This window comes from Gemmatimonadota bacterium (assembly GCA_026705765.1).
Lineage (GTDB): Bacteria > Latescibacterota > UBA2968 > UBA2968 > UBA2968 > VXRD01.
Window position 1 is genome coordinate 42,795 of sequence record JAPPAB010000023.1, and the last position, 19,854, is coordinate 62,648.

General features: G+C 48.1%; 20 protein-coding genes. 8 read left to right on the forward strand and 12 right to left on the reverse strand.

Annotated features, from left to right (window positions below; genetic code table 11):
- Window positions 1-24 precede the first annotated feature (24 nt).
- From OXH16_02780 to OXH16_02805, 6 genes are all read left to right on the forward strand, one after another.
- Window positions 25-4,065 (forward strand): efflux RND transporter permease subunit, encoded by a 4,041-nt coding sequence (locus tag OXH16_02780; GenBank protein ID MCY3680295.1) that lies wholly within the window; start codon window positions 25-27, stop codon window positions 4,063-4,065.
- 178 nt (window positions 4,066-4,243) lie between these two features.
- Window positions 4,244-5,617 carry a TolC family protein gene (locus OXH16_02785; protein MCY3680296.1) on the forward strand — a complete coding sequence of 458 codons (1,374 nt, stop codon included), beginning with the start codon at window positions 4,244-4,246 and terminating at the stop codon, window positions 5,615-5,617.
- Window positions 5,618-5,632: 15 nt separating this feature from the next.
- Window positions 5,633-6,091: a hypothetical protein gene (locus OXH16_02790; GenBank protein MCY3680297.1), complete on the forward strand. Its 459-nt coding sequence runs from the start codon at window positions 5,633-5,635 to the stop codon at window positions 6,089-6,091.
- 80 nt (window positions 6,092-6,171) lie between these two features.
- The gene (locus OXH16_02795; GenBank protein ID MCY3680298.1) at window positions 6,172-6,666 is read left to right on the forward strand and encodes a metal-binding protein; all 495 of its coding nucleotides are present in this window, start codon (window positions 6,172-6,174) and stop codon (window positions 6,664-6,666) included.
- Between the two features lie 59 nt (window positions 6,667-6,725).
- Window positions 6,726-7,556 carry a peptidoglycan DD-metalloendopeptidase family protein gene (locus tag OXH16_02800; GenBank protein MCY3680299.1) on the forward strand — a complete coding sequence of 277 codons (831 nt, stop codon included), beginning with the start codon at window positions 6,726-6,728 and terminating at the stop codon, window positions 7,554-7,556.
- The gene (locus OXH16_02805) at window positions 7,523-8,023 is read left to right on the forward strand and encodes a polymer-forming cytoskeletal protein (GenBank protein ID MCY3680300.1); all 501 of its coding nucleotides are present in this window, start codon (window positions 7,523-7,525) and stop codon (window positions 8,021-8,023) included. Before OXH16_02800 ends, OXH16_02805 begins: the two co-directional genes overlap by 34 nt.
- Window positions 8,024-8,116: 93 nt before the next feature.
- Here OXH16_02805 and hflX read toward each other — a convergent pair whose 3' ends face one another.
- From hflX to OXH16_02840, 7 genes are all read right to left on the reverse strand, one after another.
- The gene (hflX, locus tag OXH16_02810; protein ID MCY3680301.1) at window positions 8,117-9,412 is read right to left on the reverse strand and encodes a GTPase HflX; all 1,296 of its coding nucleotides are present in this window, start codon (window positions 9,410-9,412) and stop codon (window positions 8,117-8,119) included.
- A 78-nt stretch (window positions 9,413-9,490) separates the two neighbouring features.
- Window positions 9,491-9,994, reverse strand: a complete 504-nt coding sequence (locus OXH16_02815; protein ID MCY3680302.1) for an HIT family protein — start codon at window positions 9,992-9,994, stop codon at window positions 9,491-9,493.
- A complete protein-coding gene (locus OXH16_02820) occupies window positions 9,991-10,458 on the reverse strand; it encodes a GNAT family N-acetyltransferase (protein MCY3680303.1) in 468 nt (155 codons plus the stop codon). The genes OXH16_02815 and OXH16_02820 overlap by 4 nt, the downstream gene beginning before the upstream one ends.
- 4 nt (window positions 10,459-10,462) lie before the next feature.
- Window positions 10,463-11,062 carry a GNAT family protein gene (locus tag OXH16_02825; protein ID MCY3680304.1) on the reverse strand — a complete coding sequence of 200 codons (600 nt, stop codon included), beginning with the start codon at window positions 11,060-11,062 and terminating at the stop codon, window positions 10,463-10,465.
- 76 nt (window positions 11,063-11,138) lie between these two features.
- Window positions 11,139-11,399, reverse strand: a complete 261-nt coding sequence (locus tag OXH16_02830; protein MCY3680305.1) for a helix-turn-helix transcriptional regulator — start codon at window positions 11,397-11,399, stop codon at window positions 11,139-11,141.
- A 53-nt stretch (window positions 11,400-11,452) separates the two neighbouring features.
- Window positions 11,453-12,073 (reverse strand): hypothetical protein, encoded by a 621-nt coding sequence (locus OXH16_02835; protein ID MCY3680306.1) that lies wholly within the window; start codon window positions 12,071-12,073, stop codon window positions 11,453-11,455.
- A gap of 52 nt (window positions 12,074-12,125) precedes the next feature.
- Window positions 12,126-12,971 carry an aminoglycoside phosphotransferase family protein gene (locus OXH16_02840; GenBank protein ID MCY3680307.1) on the reverse strand — a complete coding sequence of 282 codons (846 nt, stop codon included), beginning with the start codon at window positions 12,969-12,971 and terminating at the stop codon, window positions 12,126-12,128.
- Between the two features lie 209 nt (window positions 12,972-13,180).
- Between OXH16_02840 and tnpA the strand changes: the two genes are divergently transcribed.
- Both tnpA and OXH16_02850 read left to right on the forward strand, forming a co-directional pair.
- Entirely contained in the window at window positions 13,181-13,594 is a 414-nt protein-coding gene (gene tnpA, locus OXH16_02845; protein MCY3680308.1) for an IS200/IS605 family transposase, read from the forward strand.
- Window positions 13,594-14,700, forward strand: a complete 1,107-nt coding sequence (locus OXH16_02850; protein MCY3680309.1) for a transposase — start codon at window positions 13,594-13,596, stop codon at window positions 14,698-14,700. Before tnpA ends, OXH16_02850 begins: the two co-directional genes overlap by 1 nt.
- 97 nt (window positions 14,701-14,797) lie before the next feature.
- Here the strand turns inward: OXH16_02850 and OXH16_02855 are convergent, their stop codons facing one another.
- From OXH16_02855 to OXH16_02875, 5 genes are all read right to left on the reverse strand, one after another.
- Window positions 14,798-15,532, reverse strand: a complete 735-nt coding sequence (locus tag OXH16_02855; protein MCY3680310.1) for an NAD(P)-binding domain-containing protein — start codon at window positions 15,530-15,532, stop codon at window positions 14,798-14,800.
- Window positions 15,533-15,566: 34 nt separating this feature from the next.
- A complete protein-coding gene (locus OXH16_02860; protein MCY3680311.1) occupies window positions 15,567-16,259 on the reverse strand; it encodes a hypothetical protein in 693 nt (230 codons plus the stop codon).
- A gap of 65 nt (window positions 16,260-16,324) precedes the next feature.
- On the reverse strand, window positions 16,325-17,026 hold the full coding sequence (locus OXH16_02865) for a hypothetical protein (GenBank protein ID MCY3680312.1): 702 nt from the start codon (window positions 17,024-17,026) through the stop codon (window positions 16,325-16,327).
- A 146-nt stretch (window positions 17,027-17,172) separates the two neighbouring features.
- The gene (locus tag OXH16_02870; protein MCY3680313.1) at window positions 17,173-17,607 is read right to left on the reverse strand and encodes a DoxX family protein; all 435 of its coding nucleotides are present in this window, start codon (window positions 17,605-17,607) and stop codon (window positions 17,173-17,175) included.
- A 217-nt stretch (window positions 17,608-17,824) separates the two neighbouring features.
- Window positions 17,825-19,854, reverse strand: a 2,030-nt coding sequence (locus OXH16_02875) for a prolyl oligopeptidase family serine peptidase (GenBank protein ID MCY3680314.1), incomplete at its 5' end; no start/stop codon positions are given.

Here is a 19,854-nt window from a genome sequence, read left to right on the forward strand (position 1 = left end):
CTGATTTTTTATGCGGAGCGATACATGCAAAACAATATGGAATCAGAAATTCAGGACAATGTAAAACGGGATTTTTCTCGCACATTTGAGATTACAACTCGGCGGCCCGTAGCGATCTTTATGGTCGTCCTGGCCGTTGCCGTATTTGGCTATGTGTCTTATCAGCAACTGCCGCTAAACATGATGCCCGACATCTCATATCCAACGCTAACAGTGCGTACCGAATATCCCGATACCGCACCCGAGGAAGTTGAAAATTTGATCTCAAGGCCCATTGAGCAGCGCCTGGGAGTCGTGAGCAATCTCGTAAGCATTACATCGATCTCCAGACCCGGCATGTCCGATGTAATCCTGGAATTTGGCTGGGACACCGATATGAATGATGCCGTGCAAACAGTGCGCGAAAACCTCGACCGCCTCAACTTGCCGCGCGGCGTCAATCGCCCATTGATATTGCGCTACGACCCCACGCAAGACCCCATAATGCGCGTTGGGATTTACGGCAACGAGAATATGTATGTATTGCGCCATATTGCCGAAGAAGAAATCAAGCAAGAACTGGAAGCACTCAAAGGCGTAGCTGCGGCGCGTGTAAAAGGCGGACTCGAAGAAGAAATTCGAGTTGAGATCAGCGAACGACAACTGGCACTGATGGGGCTTAATATCAACACCATCAACCGACGGTTGCAGGAGGAAAATGTCAACCTGGCTGGCGGCAGTTTGCTGGACGGACAAACGCAGTACCTCGTGCGCACGCTGAATGAATTTCGCACCATTGACGAAATTGCCAATCTGGTAGTCGGCGACCGCAATGATATTGAAATCCGGGTAAAAGATGTGGGGCAAGTTTATCGCACGCACAAAGAGCGAGAGATCATCACGCGGGTCAATAGTGTAGAAAGTGTAGAAATCGAAATTTTTAAGGAAGCCGACGCCAATATCGTAGCCACAGCACAGCGCGTGCGCGACCGCCTGTTTGGCACACCCGAACAATTGGCATACATAGAAAAACTCAAAGCGGGCGAGATCGAAAAAGCCAAAGCCAACGACCGGCGAGAACAGGTACGGCAATTTGTACAGATGAAAGAGATGACGAGTTTTATCGCCTTTACATTGCCCGAAGGCGTGGACATGGAAATGCTGTCCGATCAATCGACATTTATTGAATCATCGGTCAATGAGGTCAAGCAAACCGCGCTGATAGGCGGGTTGCTCGCCATACTGGTCCTGTACATCTTCCTTCGCAATCCATCTCACACAGCTATTGTGGGCCTCGCCATCCCAATTTCAATTGTGGCGACCTTTGCCCCTATGAACATCTTTGGCGTATCCCTGAATATCATGTCTCTGGGCGGGTTGGCACTCGGTATTGGAATGCTGGTTGACAATGCCATTGTCGTATTGGAAAGCATTTTTCGGTGCCGCGAAGAAGGCGACGATATGATTTCAGCCACCGTCCGGGGGACCGGGGAAGTCGGTGGGGCGGTTTTTGCATCCACACTGACAACTGTGGCGGTATTTTTTCCCATCGTATTTGTCGAAGGCGTGGCCGGGCAGATCTTTGGCGACATGGCACTAACCGTTGTCTTTTCACTCCTGGCATCTCTGGGCGTCGCGCTATTCTTTATCCCCATGCTGGCTTCGCGGCAAGTGCATCTGGCACGCGGTGATAGCGAAGGGCAAAGCAGGCGTCTGATGCAGTCTGAAGTATTGCAATTGCGTTCAGTCGCGTGGTTACTCGAAGGTATGGGCCTGAAAAACAGGGGCGAAAATGCGCTTCAATATCACGCCATGAATTCTCGTACGCTATTGATGCGCGTGCCAATTGGCTTTGCCTACTTGTTGGGCGAATACGTCGCCCGCACATTGTGGCTTGCAAGTGTAATCGCGATCGTGGCACTCAAAGCCGTATTCACTGTATTGGCGGTTCTTCTATACCCCATCATCTATCCCGGATGGGGATTTTATTGCTGGCTCGGTTCTGGACCATTATGGCGCCAGAAAATAAATCGCCTGTGGGGTCCTTTGTGCGCCTGGGCTGAGGATCGCGACCTGTTTGGCAAAGCATGGGTGCGGATAATATGGGACGATCTGCTGTCATTTATCACACCCCAAAATTTGGGACGCGACCTGGGTGTACAAACGCGATGGACGGGAAGAACATTGAAGCGTCTCTTCCACTGGGTCTGGGACCGCGCGATATGGAAGCGCGTTTTAAAAATCGCACCAGTGCTCCTCGGCGCAGTGGGCGTTTTGCTACTCTTTGTACTCGGCGCGGTTTATTTTCTACTTCGATTCTTGATCTTTACCACACTCATCCTGGTCGGCAAAATACTGATCCTGGCGCTCATGTTTGTATTTTTAACCGGATTGGTCGCATTGCTGGTAATCGCCCTTATCCTCTTGCCCATCCTCGCGCCCGTGCTGTTTTTATTTGAACGCGGTTTTGCAGCCATTCGGCGTGCTTACACACCTTTTATCCGCTGGGCATTACACAACAGACTGAGTATTGTAGCGGGTGCTGTGGTACCTTTTGCAATATGCTGGATGGTCTTATTGCCCCGACTGGGCAATGAATTGATCCCGCAAGTGCATCAGGGCGAATTTAATGTGGATATTGGTTTGCCCGTGGGTACGCCTCTCGAAATGACCGATGAAACCCTGAAGCTCATCGAATCACGGGTGATGGATGCTTATGATGTAGGTGCGATTTCTTCGACAGTTGGCGTGGATAAAACCGATATCACATCGTCTGATCAGGGCGAACACACCGGGGTTGTGTCTGTGGTACTGGAGGATATCGAAACAGACAGCCCCCAAAATGTAATGGCGGGTTGGGGACAGGACCTGCTGACATTGCCCACACGTATTTGGGGCGGCATCAAAGGGGAAAGTGTTTTGGCACAGCGCGAAGACGCATTGATGGCTGACTTGCGAAACAGGCTCTCGGATTTGCCTCAGATAAAAGCCGATTTTTCACGTCCCGCACTATTTAGTTTTAAGACACCTATAGAAGTGGAAATTCGCGGTTACGATTTGCCGACATTGACCCAATTGGGGCGCGAGGCAGAACGGGTAATGAGCGAGATCCCCGGACTATACGATGTGAAGTCGAGCCTTCAACGCGGCAACCCGGAAGTGCAAATTGTCTATAAGCGCGAATTATTAGCCAAATACAACTTGAATGTGCGCCAGGTAGCCTCGCTGGTACGCGAAAAAGTACAGGGCAATGTGGTAACGCGATTTCGAGAGGCTGACCGGCGCATCGATGTGCTGGTGCGCGTAGATGAAGCCGACCGCGCCGGAGTAACTGAATTGCGCCGACTGGTCGTGAACCCGGGCCGCCAGCAAGTGCCCATTCGCCTATCTGCGGTCGCCGACATCGAAGTACACGAAGGCCCGAGTGAAATTCGGCGCATAGATCAACAGCGCGCGGTTCTGATTTCAGCCAATGTGAGCGGTATAGACCTGGGAACAATGACCGCTATGATTCAGCAGGCACTGGAAACAATGGAAGTACCCCAGGATGTATCGATGGTCATTGGTGGCCAAAACAAGGAAATGGAGACATCGCTGAACAGTTTGACCTTTGCATTGGGCCTCGCAATTTTTCTCGTGTACATCGTCATGGCCTCGCAATTTGAATCATTCCTCCATCCATTCGTAATCATGTTTAGCATTCCACTGGCACTGATTGGCGTAATCGTCATTCTATTTCTCACTGGCATATCCCTTTCCGTCGTAGTTTTTCTGGGCGTTATCATGCTGGCGGGCATCGTGGTGAACAACGCCATTGTGCTCGTAGATTATATCAACCATCTGCGGCGCAGTGGGATGTCCAAATTAGAAGCAATTGTACAGGCTGGCGAAGTGCGATTGCGCCCCATCCTGATGACCACATCGACAACCGTACTGGGATTATTGCCCATGGCGCTCGGCCTGGGCGATGGCGCGGAAATCCGTACGCCAATGGCGATCACCGTCGTAGCCGGGCTAATCAGTTCCACCCTATTAACACTGGTCATTATTCCAACCGTATATTCTCTAATGGACCGCAGCGAATGACCAGTCCCCAACTCCTAAGATTTTTTTCCAATTGACTTTTGACAACTTTCCATTTTCTTAAACACTTGTAGTTCTTTATGGCAAGGAAGCAAATACCCGGTAACTTTTTGGGCGTTTTTTCGTCTAACCCTTGTAACAATGATAGTCACCCTATTGCCGAAACATGGAGAATTGAACGATGCGTTGCGTTAGATACATCGCAGTACTGGCAATTATTTTTGCCCATGTGAATACAAGTGCTCAAGAAGCGCGAAAAGAAATGCGCCTCACGCTAAATGAGTGTGTGGAGATCTCGCTGACGAGCAGTGCCCAGATTGAGCAATTTAAGTACACGGTTGCGATTGCGGAGACCCAGGTAGATAATGCACGGAATAGTTTTTTTCCAACTGCTTCTACTATGACCTGGGGGCTCAATAGAAGTGTTCAGGGACCGCGTGAAGGACAGGTTCTGGATCAGACGACCGGTACGCTGGTGCAGTTATTGGGAGAAGATCGAATTGGTGGTGGGCAGAACTTCAGAATTGGTGGACTGTCAATGCCCATTTATGACGGTCAGATCATTTCCCAGCTATCGAGCGCGAAAAACAGTCTGATGCAAACACAAATGCAACAAGTAGGCACTCGCCAAACGATCATTTTTCAAACCAAGCAGCGCTACTTTCTATTGTTACAAGCCATCAAACTATTGGAAGTCCAGCAAGAGCGCGTGCGGGTAGCCGAAGAAAGCCTGCGCAGGGCAGAGACATTGTATGAAATTGGATCCGCGGCAATTTTGCAGGTAACAAATGCAAGATCAAATCTGGCGGGTTTGCGCGCAACCCTGATTCAGCGAGAAAATGCCGTGAGTATCGCTCAGTCGAACCTGGCATTTACAATGGGCCTGGGCACGGATGTAGATATTATCCCCTCAGAAGAAGAGTTTGAACTTCTGTCTCCGAAATATTCTTTTACCGATGCACTGTCTATAGCCCTTAAAGAACACCCCGACATCCTGGGTAGCAAGTACGGTATGCTGTCTGCCCGAGACACTTATAATGCGACGAGGAAAAGTTTGTACCACCCCAGAATTACGATGAACACGGGAGCTTATAGCTGGAGCATTGGTAAGGATGAGGAATTTGGTGGTATAGAAGACATCTTCCTTAAGAACTATAACTATAGTTTTAGTATCGGCGTGACTATGCCCCTTTTTAACTTCAATACGAGCGTCAACTTGAAACGGCAAAAGTTGCAGTATTTGCGCAGCCAGGAACAATTAGATCAGGCAAAACGACAAAAAGCATTGGTCCTCCAGCAACTCTACCTCAACCTGGAACGCTTTCGGCGTTTGATCGAAGCAAATGAAGTAGCTGTGGAAGCGGCTGAAGAAAATTTTAAGCTGGAAGAAGAGCGATATAATTTTGGCGGGGGAACATTTCTCGAGCGATTGACGGCGCAGCGCGATTTGTTTGATGCGCGCAATAATCTCGTGCAGTCAAAATACAACTATCTGATCGAAATGGCGAATTTGGAAAACGAAATCGGCACACCCGTTGTCGGAAATCCTGAATAGTACGGAGGCGAGTTTATGGGTACGTTTTATCGAACTGGTATGGTATTGGTTGTGGTTGCCCTGCTCTTGAGCACGGCTGTACCTGCCCAGGCTGTGGGTAAGGACTTTTTGATGCGATCAAAATTTCACAGTGCATTGATGTTTGGCCTGGGTGGCGTTCTGGTTAAGCAAGCATTCGATGCAAAAAAAGAGGCCAATGATGCGTATGATCTTTACAAACAAGCCAGCACCTCTGCATTGGCACGAGAATTTTACGATAATTCCAAGCGCCATGACACCCGCGCTGCAGTGTTGGGCGTTGCCGGTGGCGCAGCGATTCTTTTTTCCGTGCACCTATTTTTGAAAGAAGACGAGAGTGGTTTGCCTCCCCCGGAAATGAATCGAGGCATTGTGAACATCAAGGGTGTGGCATTAGATATAAAAGGCGATGTGTTTCAGAGAAAGATGCAGGTTCAATTAAAAAAAGGATTTTGAAGCATAAAAAATAAAAAAAGGGTCAATGCTCGCGTGAGTGTTGACCCTTTTTTGCATGGGTATTTGTGGAGGGTTTTGACATGCCATCGGGAAAAACACATACGCGGATTGACCTTTTTTTACTGGTAGTCATCATCGGCATTGGAGCCTGTTTTTGGAATCCCCTCGTCGAATATTTCGGACGCGATGAAATGGTCGAATACGGAACTGTTTTTGTGGCTGCCTACTTATTTGGCACGTTTTTACTATCGCCCGATCTGGACTTAAAAGCCAGTGACCCATTGAAAAACTGGGGGATTTTGCGTTTGCTGTGGCGGCCTTATTCCCATATTTTCAAACACAGAGGAATTTCACATACGCCGATTGTGGGCACCCTGACCCGGGTGCTTTATATTTTCATAGTTGTGTACGCAATCGCAGCTATACCCAACGCATTCTTTGATCTGGGTTGGAAAATGTCGTTTGACGACTTGAAAGACCTGGATCTCAAAATCGTTATATGGGCACTTGCGGGACTGTGTTTGCCCGATCTATTTCACATTTTGGCCGATCACACACTTAAAAACGCCCGTTGACTTCTGGTTTAGTGCCCCTTATATTGCACACCCCATAGCTCAAGACATTGGGAGGCGTGTTGAACTGGCAACGCAAAAATTTTTCAGTGCTGGTCATTCCAGACGATGGTTCACGGACCCTGAAGTTTAAACTCGGTCATCGCATGCTATTGGGGATAGGCTCAGGATTGGCCTTTGGGCTGTTGATGGTATTTATCGGTCTATTTTTTTTCTGGCGAGCCACGCATTGGAAACACACCGCGCAAATACTGGAACAGGAAAATGAGCACCTGCACGCCGATGTTGCCCGCGTGGATGAACTGGCGCAAGTGGTAACGCGCATGCAGGTCGGAGAGCAAAAATTGCGTTCCATATTGGCAGGTCACATGGGATTGCCGCCAATACCCGATGAAGCGCAGTACGTTGAAGGATACTATGAAATAGCAACCCTATTGGTGCAAAACAAGCCGCGCGTTGGTCTGGAAATGCACTGGATTCCCGCAATCTGGCCTGTGCCCCCTTCTCTTGGATGGGTAGCACGTGCATTTGAAGCGGGAGACAACTGTATCAACGGGGTATCTCCGACGGGCGTATTGATAAAATGCCATTCGGGGATTGATATCGCCGCCAGTGCGGGGACACCCGTGCAGGCCACAGCCAATGGACAGGTGACATTTGCAGATTTCGATCCCGAGTTGGGGCATCTGGTGGTTATTGATCACGGTGGCATGTATACGACGCGGTATGGTCACAACCGCGCACTGCTGGTCAAAGAAGGAGACTATGTCAGGCAAGGGCAATACATCGCTCTGGTAGGCACCTCAACGCAAAGCCGTGAACCTCATTTACACTACGAAGTTATCGAAGGGGGACGGGCATGCAATCCGCACGATTTCTTACCTCGAAATTAGCGAAGCTTAACAAACATAATCACGTAGAAGCCATCAATACAATTGTAGGTGAAAGATCGGTTGTGGAAGGGCATTTTCAGATCGCCGATAGCATTCGCGTAGATGGGACTTTTCGCGGAAAAATCACGTCTTCTGGTTCACTGATCGTCAGTACTCAGGGCGAGGTAGATGCCGATTTGATCCACGTAAAAGACGCAGTTATTGACGGATGTGTCAAAGGACCTCTAGATGCCTCCCACTCCGTAAGGCTTGGCCCCAGCGCTGAGGTTGATGGCGACATTACAACTCAGGTGTTGATAGTCGAAAAAGGTGCTGTATTGCGCGGGACCTGCGCTGTAGCCCCCAATGCCGTGGATATAGAAACGCAAGCAGATGTGGATACAGAAACGCAGGAAGATGCAGAAATAGAAGAACGAGAAGATACGGATATGGAAACGCAGAAAGATGTTGAGCAGGTAGCAGATTGATCGACACAGCGATAGACACAAAACGCGCGTTTATATAACGCGCGTTTTTTTGTTGCCTACCCGAAGAGCTGACCCGCTGATACGGAAATGCATTCAGCACATGATTTGATAGCGACCATTGGGCAAAAGACGCCGTGCATTGTGCTGGCTGAGTTTCACCTCCATTAAAACATCATTGCCCTTGTAGTCCGTGTGCAAAACTTCGCCAATTCGGTAGAGTTCTGACAGGAGTTTGCCCTCGCGTTGCGGAATCTGAACCACGAGCGTCAAACGATCGCCCTCAAGGTGATTGTAGATCGCCCATCGCAGGTCTTTGAGTCCATCGCCCGTCTCAGCAGAAAGCCAGACCGCGTCGGGATATGTGGCTTTTAGATACTCGCGTCGAGCCTGATCGTCTAACAGATCATTTTTGTTAAACACCATCATAGTCGGCCTATCGGCCACATCGAGTTCCCCAAGCACCTCAATTACCGTAGCGATATGCTCTTCACAAGCAGGATGACTGACGTCAACCACATGGAGCAAAAGATCGGCTTCGATTGCCTCTTCAAGGGTACTTTGAAAAGAAGCGATCAAATGGTGGGGCAGCTTTTTGATAAACCCAACGGTATCGGACAAAAGAATATCGCGGTTATAACCGAGGGAGATGCGCCGTGTGGTGGAATCAAGCGTGGCAAAAAGTCGATCTTCAATCAACACATCAGCGCCAGAAAGAGCACGCATAAGGGTAGATTTGCCCGCATTGGTATAACCGACAAGTGCTGCGCGAAAAATATCGGTGCGTTGTTTGCGGGCAATCTCGCGTTGTCTGGCAATGCGGTCCAGTGCCTGTTTGAGAATCGTAATGCGGCGATTGGTCGCGCGGCGATCCACCTCGAGCTGCGTTTCACCCGGACCGCGCGTACCCACACCGCCAGAGCCACCAGTACCGCCAGCTTGCCGCGAAAGATGGGTCCATTGACGGGTCAACCGGGGCAACATATAGATAAGTTGAGCCAACTCGACCTGAGTTTGTGCCTCTCTGGTCTTAGCGCGACTGGCAAAGATATCGAGAATGAGTCGGCTGCGATCGATAATTTTAACTTCAAGCAGGGTTTCGAGATTGCGGGTTTGTGCCGGCGAAAGGTCCTCGTCAAAAATAACGACCTGGGCATTGTATTCTGCGACCTGTTCGACGAGTTCTTCGGCCTTGCCGCGACCGATGAGATATGCGGGATCTCTGCGCCCGCGTTCCTGAAGCACCTGCACGGCAACATCAACACCCGCCGTATCCGCCAAAAGCCCGAGCTCGTCAAGCGTGTCCTGTGCCTCGGCCACTGAAACGCCGGGCAACGCAAGCCCGACGAGTATCCCCCGCTCAAACGCGTGTTCTTTTATGAGATCGTACATAGTAGTGTTTAAGTAAGTGTTGGTGTTATTTTAACTCTCATGCATCCATCCGCGTGGATGCACTTTGGGATATCCCATCTAAATCGCCTTAAAATTCGGCCTTATAATAGACGCAATCTCTTCCGCCCGTTCCCATGACACAGTCACCTTCTGCTTCAAACTCCCATCTTTTGGCTGTAAGGCGGCGATATGCGGTGGTCCACTCCCCCATGTGCTCGACTTCCGTCGAGGTACAACGTGCATGTGAAAATGCGGCACCTCCTGCAAGCTGGCCACGCCGTTATTCTGATAAACCGTAATCCCATCTGGATTGAAAGTTTTAACAAGTGCCGCCGCCGCTATCCGGACCGTCTTCACAATTTCATCAGCCTCATCATCCGTCAGATCCAATATCGTCGGCGCATGACGGCGAGGTACAACGAGAAGCTGTCCGATTTCAAACTGCCTGGGATTGAGCAACGCAAGCGTCTTCTCAGTCGAATGGATAACATGCCTCATTTCACCGCGTCCAGCAACTATTTCACAAAATGGACAGGGATCCCACGTCGGCATCTCAAATGCGGCAACAGTATCACTCATCATAATTTCTCATAAGAAACAATCGTCATCCTATCATTGAGCTCTCGCGTAACGCCAGTTCTCCTATAGCCCATTTTCTCATAAAAATAACAGTTACCTTCCTCTTGTAAAATCGTCTCAAGCTCCCAGCGCTCCGCATCAACAACACCCTCAACGAGCCCGATGGTATCTTGACCATATCCCTTCCCCTGATGCTCTGGGACGATAAACATGGGACTAATCCTCGCCCGTCTCACCTCGTCATCGTAGATAATTCTGATCGCTCCGATTCGCACGCCGTCAAGCATAATGAAGTAATAAGTGGTATGGGGCTGCTTTAATCTGTCGATAATCCGTTCAACATCTTCAGTGGCTGGATTAGTCTCGTAATCCCGATACTTGCGAAGCAGTGGCAGAAATGACGCAATCTGAAGTCCGTGAATAGCTTCGGCATCTCTAATAGATGCTTTCTTTAAACTGATTCGCATAAGTTCACCTATTTTTTCGCGCCTCCCATTCATCGCGCAATAAACCACACCACACCATGTCTTTAAATTCGCCTCTCAGATAGATATCCTGGCGCAGGACACCTTCACGGACCATCCCCAGCTTCTCCATTACCCGGAGAGAACCCACATTTCTCTCATCGGCTGTAGCGCGAATGCGATTCAAATCTGGATAAGCTGAAAACGCCTCGTCGATAACAGCACCCACAGCTTCCGTAGTCAATCCTTTTCCCCAAAAGCGTCGGGCAATGCTATAGCCCATTTCGCCAACGCGATTATCAAAATCAAATCCAATATTAATCCCACCAATAACAGAGCCAGCGTGTTCAATCGCCCAGGACACGCGTGTTTTGCGATCCTGCAACACCTGACCTGCCACAAATTTTTCGGCATCTGCTCTCGTGTAGGGTTGGGGAACCGGAAGAAAGCGCGCCCATTCCGGATCAGATGCGTATAACAAAATATCTTCAACATCCACAAGGCTAAACACTCTGAGTATCAATCGGTCTGTTTTAATAAGTTCCGACAGCATTTTAATGGTTTGGAAAGACTTCCAGTCCGTATGTGATAGATAGCGTTTTACCACAGAAATTCTACTAATCTTGTGACACTTTTATCGGCAAAATGGTTTCTATATTGCAAAAGTGAAAATAGACTGTTGCTCAAGCGGCAGTGGTCTGTCTAATTTCCCAACCGGGGAAAACGAGAACAGCCGGATGACATTGCAACGCTCGAGCGAGCACCTTGGCGCGTTCAATCCCAAGCTGGATGCGGTTATTTTCAATGGCCGAAATAGTTGATTGGGGAATGCCCGTGCGCCTGGCGAGTTCATTTTGACTAAGTTCCTGAAGCTCTCGGATAATACGGACAGATTCTCCTACAGATACCTCAATCTGCTTCTTAGCACGACGGTAATTTTCCATTTCACTGTCTCCGGTAATCATGAGCGGTTAGACTTACAACCTGCACGAGGATTCTAGCGCACATCCTCTTCCAACCATTTAAGAAAACTCTCGTCATTGGTGTACTCATAGGCAAAACCACCACAACCTCTGAACAACTCTGGCTCCTTGCTGCCATCTTCAATCAAAAGACTATTTCCATAGTGAATATCATCCCCCAGAGCTTCAAATGCAATGGGCCAGAGTGCGCGCTTGTCGATTTCTCCGTAATCGGAAGAATTGATAATCACATCAAATTTCTCATCCAATCTATGCGCTGGAACAACGACATCTGAGAAAACATCCATATTGGCAGTTACAATCGCAGTTCGTCTCCCTTGACTTCTCTGCGCCAGTGCGAAATTCAAAACTGCCTCGTTGAAGTCAAGATCCCTGCATCCCAACGCCATAGTTTTCAAAACCGCAGAAATATCCATATTCGCATGATCGGAGACAATGGCCGCAATATCTCTGAGACCCAGGGCATTCGTCATCCACATCCTGCAGATATGCCGATTGGCGAACACATGCTCTTGAATAATGTCATGCCACTCAGGACATTCAGGTGGGGATACTTTGAAATAGAGATCCGATGACAACGTAAAACCAAAATCAAAAACAATACACTTGATCTTGTTCAGATCACCAACCTTCATTTTCCACACCCTTTGACTGAACTTTTGGAATAGTCTCGAAATAGTGAAGGCATCAATCTACAAATTGGGATTCAATAGCTCTGACAACACCAGGTACGTACTGCTCAAAGCCGTAATTCAGAGCAAAAAAAACAACAAAAAAGAGCTTTCGCTTTGACTCATAATCCACCCGCGTCCAGAAGTCCTCCCCCAACGGCAATTGGTAGTGTTCAACCATATCCTCGGCAAACTGCTTCCCGAACCTGCGGTAAAACGTTGCGAAATCAGCAGCCGGATCGCTGATACTTATATCGCCGAAATCAATCACCCCAACAATCTTCGAGTGTGCCGCATCAATCAGGACATTGTTGGTACCAAAATCCGAATGGGCAATGACGTTCTGATAGGTGGCAGACGTGACTTTCGGTATTGCTTGTTGGAAGTAGTCTTCGGCTTTCTTCCGAGTATGACTTTGCAGGCGCGGAGACACGGTAGGCCACAATTCTCCCCAGAAATCATTGCCCCCAAATGGAGCAGCCTTGATATGCTGGTGTTCGAATACAACAGCGTGAAGACAAGACAGAAAATTGCCCAAAGCTTCTGCCGTAGTCTTTCTCTCCCTCTGACCGAGATTCTGAAATATCGTCTCAGAAAACTTGGCACCCTCTATCTTTTTGTAGGCTATGTAGTTGTTACCCGAGTACTGTATTTCCGGGATCTGTAAAGGTGAGTCTTTCTGGAAAAGGGGTAGAAAAACCTGTTCAACAGCAAGCTGAGTATTTGATAGATCCCGAACGAATCGGAATATCCACTTCGCGTTTACTTCCAAAACCACATTCGTCCAGCCTTCATCCAACTGAATAATGGATTTGACAGGCTCAGTTAGCGCATTCCGAATGACTGATTCGTACATCTGCATGCGATTTAGCTGAAATGCGCGTAATCCCCAAGTCCTTCACGCTTGGGACGTAACGCGCTAAAATTTATGGGGCGGTGCTTTAGCCTGGGGCATATCGCGAATATGCGATATGGGTGGTGAATCAACCAGACTATTCGAATAATTCTACATGACAATATGCTATGTATTTGTTAGATTTAACCTATACAATCTAACACAAGGGGTTGATCGTGAAGTTGAAAAGTCCTGACATGAAATATCACACCTCGCACAGTGCAGTTTTCAGTTGCCATTATCATGTTGTCTGGTGTACCAAATATCGACGCCAAGTGCTGTCTGTTGACATGCAAACCCGACTGAAAGACTTATTGCTTGAGAAGCAGTGCGAATATGGCTATGAAGTGCAAGGTTGTGAAATCTTGTCTGATCATGTTCATTTGCTTCTTTCTGTTACGCCGTCAAAGCCAGTGAGTAGTGTTGTAGGCAGGCTCAAAGGCTATACGGCTCATATTCTGCGGTCTGAATATCCAGAACTTAAAAGCAGATTGCCGTCTTTGTGGACGCGGAGTAAGTTTGTAGCAACCGCTGGCGAAGTGACGCTTGGAGTTCTGAAACGCTACGTCGAAAATCAAAAGGGCGTATAGTGGACTATATAACTTACAAATTCAAGCTGTATTCGGCGTGTGCCCGAAATCGGTATCTGCACTATGAGATAGACGCTTTTGCGGGCGTGTATAACCACTTCATAGCTTTGCACAAGAGATACTATCAGCGTTTCAATAAGTATCCGAACAAGTATGCACTGAAGAAGCATCTGACAAAACTGAAAAAAACTGAGCGGTTTGGTCATTGGAGTGCGCTACCGTCTCAGGCATTGCAAGATGTGGTATTTCGCATAGATTTTGGCTACCAGAAGTTCTTTGCCAGAGACAACAAGCGACCGCCCACTTTCAGATCACGCTTTCGGTATCAGTCCTATACCCTGACGCAAGCAGGATACAAATTCCTTGAGCGTAACAAAGTGCGTATCGGCAAGCGTATATTTCGCTATCACAAAAGCAGAAACTTCGATGTAGAAAGTATCAAGACGGTCACAATCAAGCGTGACCGTGTAGGCGACTTGTGGCTATGTGTTGTTGCAAAGGCTGAAGGTATCAAGTCATTCAGTGTCAAGAACGGTAAAACCGCAGGCTTTGACTTCGGCTTGAAAACCTACCTGACGGCCTCAGACGCCACACGAACACAATCGCCTTTGTTCTTTTCTCGCAACGCCAGACAGGCCAAAAAAGCCAACCGCAATCTGTCACGTAAGCAGAAGAGTAGCAACAACCGTCATAGAGCAAGAGTGAACCTTGCCAGAGTGCATCGGCGCGTAGCGAATCAGCGCAGGGACTATCACTGGCAACTTGCCCATCAACTGTGCAAAGACTATGATGTAATGTGCTTTGAAACGCTGAACATCAAAGCCATGCAACAGTTGTGGGGCAGAAAGATTAACGACCTGGGATTCTCGGACTTCTTGGCTATTCTCAAGCATGTCGCACAAAAGACAGGCAAAACAGTTCGGCAAATTGACCAGTGGCTACCCACGTCTAAGACTTGCTCCGCATGTGGCACTGTCAAAGAAAATCTTGAATTGCGAGAAAGAACATTTCATTGTTGCGAATGTGGTCTTGAAATAGATAGAGACCTCAACGCAGCGATAAACATTCACAGGTGGGGGCGTCCACCTCTGGCGGAGGCAGCGTAAGACCAGCCCCGCACTTGATGCGGGGTGGCTACTGCCGTTGATACCACAATCCCTGCTGAAGCAACAAGAATCCCAATGCTTCAGCTTTGGGAGTATGTCAATCTCTCCACTTATCGCGCGGATGGGCCTGGAAGTTAAATTCTCCTCTATTGAGCGCCTCATCGAATTGAACAAGAGCCTTTATTACCTTTTTGCGGGCATCTGCCATAAACGGATTCAGCAATTGCGTCTCTCTGTATGTGGAAGGCGAGTTCGTTTTCAGGTGTTCAATCAATTGCAGGAGAAACCTGCCTGCTCCAGATGGCAACTTCTCTCGCTCTTCCTCCGGTAGATAGAGTTCAAGAGCCATCCCAATGAAATGCGCCATTCCTGGACCTGTACTGCGATCTTCATCTTCTGCAGTCCTGGGAATCAGCTTACAACCCATTCGCTTCAAACATGCTGCTATCTCGGGGTCCGCTTTTCCAAACAAGGGTATATTGCCCGGACCAAGATGCGATAGTCCAAACCTCTCTCGATTCAACAGCGATAGTTCCTTATCTACAGCAAGTCGTGCTGTACAACAATCAATCACAACGCAATCAGATTTGGCATGCTCATTGATCTTCGGAACCCATTTGCCAAGTGCCCAGACGGGAATAGCCAGAAAAATAACATCTGCCTCGGAAAGACTTTTAGTATTGTTGCTTGACTGTCGCGCTCTAACATCAACCAACTCAGAGCTTATATCACGCCTGGAAATAACCTCGACCTGAAATTGATCCGCGAACGCATTTACTGCCTGCTTTCCCATTCTTCCGAAACCGATTATGCAAAGTCTCTTCCTTGCCATTAAAAATAACGTCCTTTATGTGAACTTTTACTATTCATATCGCCTGCTCAATCCAGTTGGGAAGATGCAAAACCAGATCATTCATTATCCTCTCTGTATTTTCTACATAAATCTGCACATTGCCTTCATAAGCTTCGCCGCCTTCAGCCCCCACCAAATCTGTAACCCCGCGTAAAATGAGACATCTGACCTTATTTCGGTTTGCTACCCAGGCAATTGCGCCCGACTCCCAATCCCCTGCTACTGCACCATATTTGGACTTCAAAACTGAAATATCTTCTGCCACCAGGTCGCGGTCTGCTGATACCAAAACAGTTCTCAACACGGGATGGGGATATGGTTCACTTAACCACGAAAGATCAATCTCAGTTGTATAATCTCTGATCGCTTCCTCGGCATTCAACATCCGCTCCACAATATCATAGACAACCGTACGCTCAACCAGCACAATCGTATCCTTCTCAACCCCGCTTTCAAATCCACCGCAAGTCCCCAAATTCACCACGAGATTTGGAGACCATCGATCAATAGCATATTGTGCTGATGATGATGCCGAAATCTTACCCCATCCTCCGTGAAAAAATATGACTGACTGTTGCCCACCTTTAATGTCAAGGTGCGTCTCAAACCATTGTCCATAAGGAGATACTTTTAGGTCAGCATCGGGAAAAATTCTCCCGATAGCATCCCATTCAATATTGGCTGAAATGATCACAACAACAAACATAGACTAAACTCTTGGGATAGCCTCGAAATAGTGAAGGCATCACTCTACAAATAGGGATTCAATTTTCAGTCTCCAACTTGTTTCCAAACATTGGCTGCATACATTAAGCCTATTTCAGGACTACTAAGAATTGGAACTGAAATTTCCGGGCACAAATTTGCGGCTCCCGCCATAGAGGCCTGTGCCAACACAATAACATCTCCTTCAGATGCTTTGTTTTTTATATTCCGGGCTATTTCAATAAAATATCCTTTGTGGTCTCCCCCCTCAAATCTGCTCCAGGCATTATCACAAAAAGCCTCAATAAGTTCAACGCGCTTTTGACGCACTTTTGCGGTTTCAAGAATAAGGTCACGAGTTGGAGCAATTGTACTCTCAAGTGCGGCAGCAACAATAATTCGAGAACCTATTTCGACTGCTTTCTCCGCCATGGGTCTATCGATTCGAACAATGACACTATCGGTTAGATTATTTACTTTTTCCGCACTTGCTCCAATTGTAGAACATGTGCAGAGTATCACAGTTGCGCCTTTTTTTATCGCGGAGAGGATACAATCTCGAATACGTTCATCCAGATTTTGAGTGATTCCTTTGTCACGGGCCTCTGTCAGAAATTGCTCTTCTACAATATGTCTAACGGGTAATTCTAAAGAAGCTTCCTCTATAAGCCGATTGAAAGTATCGATATGCACTGGTGAAGTGTGAAGAAAAGCCAAATGGGATTGCATGAAATGACGCCCTTTCTCCGATAGATAGCGTTTTACCACAGAAATTCTACTAATCTTGTGACAATCTTAGCGGCAAAATGGTTTCCATATCGCAGAAGTGGAAATAGACCATTGCTCAAGCGGCAGTGGTCTGTCTAATTTCCCAACCGGGAAAGACCAAAGAGGCTTTATTATTTCAGGAAGTGCTATAAATGTGAGTCCCGCTCTCGTATCAGAGCATCTATCCCGTATTTTCCTGAACCGATAACCACAAACATCCCTGTAATAACCAGGTACAGAAATGCCATCTCCTTCGTGCTGAATGGATCCGCTGCGTGTTGTAAGAACCCGGCCACCAGCATGGTAGAGCATATCAAAAACGCCCCTGGGCGCGTGAGTAATCCCAGTGCCAACAATAGCCCGCCGCCAAACTCCGAAAAGGCTGCCATCCAGGCAAAAAACTCGGGCAGGGGAAACCCCAAATTTTCTATAATGGCCACAAACCGCTCGGAAGGGGGGATCTTCCCCAATCCATGTCCCAATGCCATACTCAACCCTACAAACACCCTGAGAATCGCCAACCCGACATTTGCCGGGATCGACTCAATAACCGATCCACCAAATAAAAGTCGCTTAATCATATTCCGCCTCCTAATTAAGGTTCACCGCCCTGTCTCCAGAGAGTTCAATACTGTATTTTCACTCCTGAGCATTACATAACCACTATTCAATCATTTTTCAGAGTTCGCAATAGAATTTTTGAGATCCTCATTTTCCAAGTCTTCAAGAGAATGAAGATCAATCGGTATGAGAATCCCGTTTGCGACCCCAACTTTGAGATCAAGACTTAACCTCATATCACCCCTTGAGATATTGATTGAACCAGTTGAACACGCTCTTGTAATAATCCCTGATATTCTCAGCCGACCAATTAGCCGTAATATGGCCCTCACGTTGATATTCTCGCATATCCACTCGTTTGCCAAGTCGCCTGAGACCGAGGAATGTCTCCCGTACATTCACCGATCCTGGCACATCCTGGGTTCCGCATATAACCAACACTGGTGCTTCGACCTGGTCGAAAGCAAAGAGCGGCGAGTTCTCAATATAGGCATCTCGTTTCTCCCAGAGACTACCACCATTTCGCGCTTGCTTCCCTTCGCACCACCCTATTCTTGCTACATCTATAAGATAGGTACTGGTCATATTGATTCCGAACGGCGCATTGGCAACCGCGGCACGAAAAGCCCGTGTTTGTGTAACCAATGCCATCACACCATAAGCACCATAGCTGTGACCCCAAACGCCAATTCGATTTTTGTCGGCAAAACCCATTTCTATGACACGATTAACAGCGGGCAGTGTTACGCCCACAATCTGCTCAATTGGATTATTGTCCTCCATAATCGAATCTGGATAGAGTGCAGCATAACCGACGCTGGTGAGTAACCGCGCTTCCGAGTTATACCTATTACGCCTTGAAAAATTACTCCCAGGATAGATGGTAACAACCATAGGTAACCGGTCTCCCGCCTGAGTGTCTTTGGGAAAAAAAAGAGCCGCCTTCTGTACACGACCATTCGCGTCCTTAAACTCTATGACTTTGCGCACCGGTTGTTCCACATCCCGTCGCCAGGGATTGGTCTTAAGTAGTGTCGTTGCCTCCCCACTGTCGAGAGGGTACGCATGTACCGCTTCTCTGCCGCGAGCAAAAACGAAACGCTTAGATGCTATTAGGGTGAAATTATCGGGACTTGAAAGTGGTGCGGGACAAACCGTAGTCGTCTCGCCGGAAACAGAGTGGATGCGGACGATATATTTCGAGTTATCGCGTTTGTCAATTGCGTGAGCAAGAATATTGCCCTGATCATCAGTACGGAGAACTGCATCACCGTGCCGTTGTGCAATCACATTTATCCTCATCTGAGTTGAATCCTTCAACAGCCGACGCTTCTTACCGCCCTCAATAGAAAGATGATACAAACATCCTTTTTGGAGCCAAATAAGGCGCATACCATCCTCGGTCCACCAGGGTATTTGAAATTCACCCAAGGACGAAGTGAATTCTGTCACCATTTTAGGCTCAGTAGATCCATCCGTCGGTGCGAAGTAGAGATGTTGAGGTTCTCCCTTCCCACTGGTGATATAGCAAATTGTCTGGCAAGTGGGCGACCACGATAAATGACAGGTATAACTGTTGACAGGTACTTCCCGAGCGACTGCATAAGGCTCGCGACCGTCAAGTGGGACAATATTCACATCGGCAATAGTGTGAGGACGATCCACCGGAGATGCAATTTTATTAAAAAGTGCGACAGCTTGCCCATCGGGAGCCATACGCGGGATACCTGGCGTGAGACTGGGCGCATACTCCGTAACAATGCCTGAGCTTATCTCCACAACGCCGACGCAGTTATCAATACCGGGCTGTTCAAGGAATGGGCTATGCTGATCTGAGGCTGACTGTCCCGGAGTGTATGACCTTACAATGATGTCAGGAGATTTTGTAGAGACACGGGCGCTCGGGATCAACCGCACGATAATGCGGTGACCGTCAGGAGTCCATTGAGGAACGTCGAAGTTAAATCCCCAGCCGATCACAGCGTTGGATACAAGGAATACTTCGCGCGTCTGTCTGTTCCAAAATCCAACACAGGCCTGAGCGTCTTGTGTAACGACATAAGCGGCAAGCGTTTGTCCGTCTGGAGACCAGCGACCTGCCCAGCTCATTTGTAGATCGGAAAACGGCTCTATGGACTCACCCGTTTCAACGTCGATAAGGACAATATACGCGCCGTTCTCACCATAAGTGGTATCGTCTGTCACGCGACGCTTCCCCTGGCTGAGTGTTACAGCAAGCAATTCGCCATCAGGCGAAAGATCCCACG

Bases quoted from the DNA above. Each gene is read 5' to 3' on its own strand.
- OXH16_02780 (MCY3680295.1), top strand. From the start codon at position 25: ATGCAAAACAATATGGAATCAGAAATTCAGGACAATGTAAAACGGGAT.
- OXH16_02785 (MCY3680296.1), top strand. From the start codon at position 4,244: ATGCGTTGCGTTAGATACATCGCAGTACTGGCAATTATTTTTGCCCAT.
- OXH16_02790 (MCY3680297.1), top strand. From the start codon at position 5,633: ATGGGTACGTTTTATCGAACTGGTATGGTATTGGTTGTGGTTGCCCTG.
- OXH16_02795 (MCY3680298.1), top strand. From the start codon at position 6,172: ATGCCATCGGGAAAAACACATACGCGGATTGACCTTTTTTTACTGGTA.
- OXH16_02805 (MCY3680300.1), top strand. From the start codon at position 7,523: ATGCAATCCGCACGATTTCTTACCTCGAAATTAGCGAAGCTTAACAAA.
- hflX (MCY3680301.1), bottom strand. From the start codon at position 9,412: ATGTACGATCTCATAAAAGAACACGCGTTTGAGCGGGGGATACTCGTC.
- OXH16_02815 (MCY3680302.1), bottom strand. From the start codon at position 9,994: ATGATGAGTGATACTGTTGCCGCATTTGAGATGCCGACGTGGGATCCC.
- OXH16_02820 (MCY3680303.1), bottom strand. From the start codon at position 10,458: ATGCGAATCAGTTTAAAGAAAGCATCTATTAGAGATGCCGAAGCTATT.
- OXH16_02830 (MCY3680305.1), bottom strand. From the start codon at position 11,399: ATGGAAAATTACCGTCGTGCTAAGAAGCAGATTGAGGTATCTGTAGGA.
- OXH16_02835 (MCY3680306.1), bottom strand. From the start codon at position 12,073: ATGAAGGTTGGTGATCTGAACAAGATCAAGTGTATTGTTTTTGATTTT.
- OXH16_02840 (MCY3680307.1), bottom strand. From the start codon at position 12,971: ATGCAGATGTACGAATCAGTCATTCGGAATGCGCTAACTGAGCCTGTC.
- OXH16_02855 (MCY3680310.1), bottom strand. From the start codon at position 15,532: ATGGCAAGGAAGAGACTTTGCATAATCGGTTTCGGAAGAATGGGAAAG.
- OXH16_02860 (MCY3680311.1), bottom strand. From the start codon at position 16,259: ATGTTTGTTGTTGTGATCATTTCAGCCAATATTGAATGGGATGCTATC.
- OXH16_02870 (MCY3680313.1), bottom strand. From the start codon at position 17,607: ATGATTAAGCGACTTTTATTTGGTGGATCGGTTATTGAGTCGATCCCG.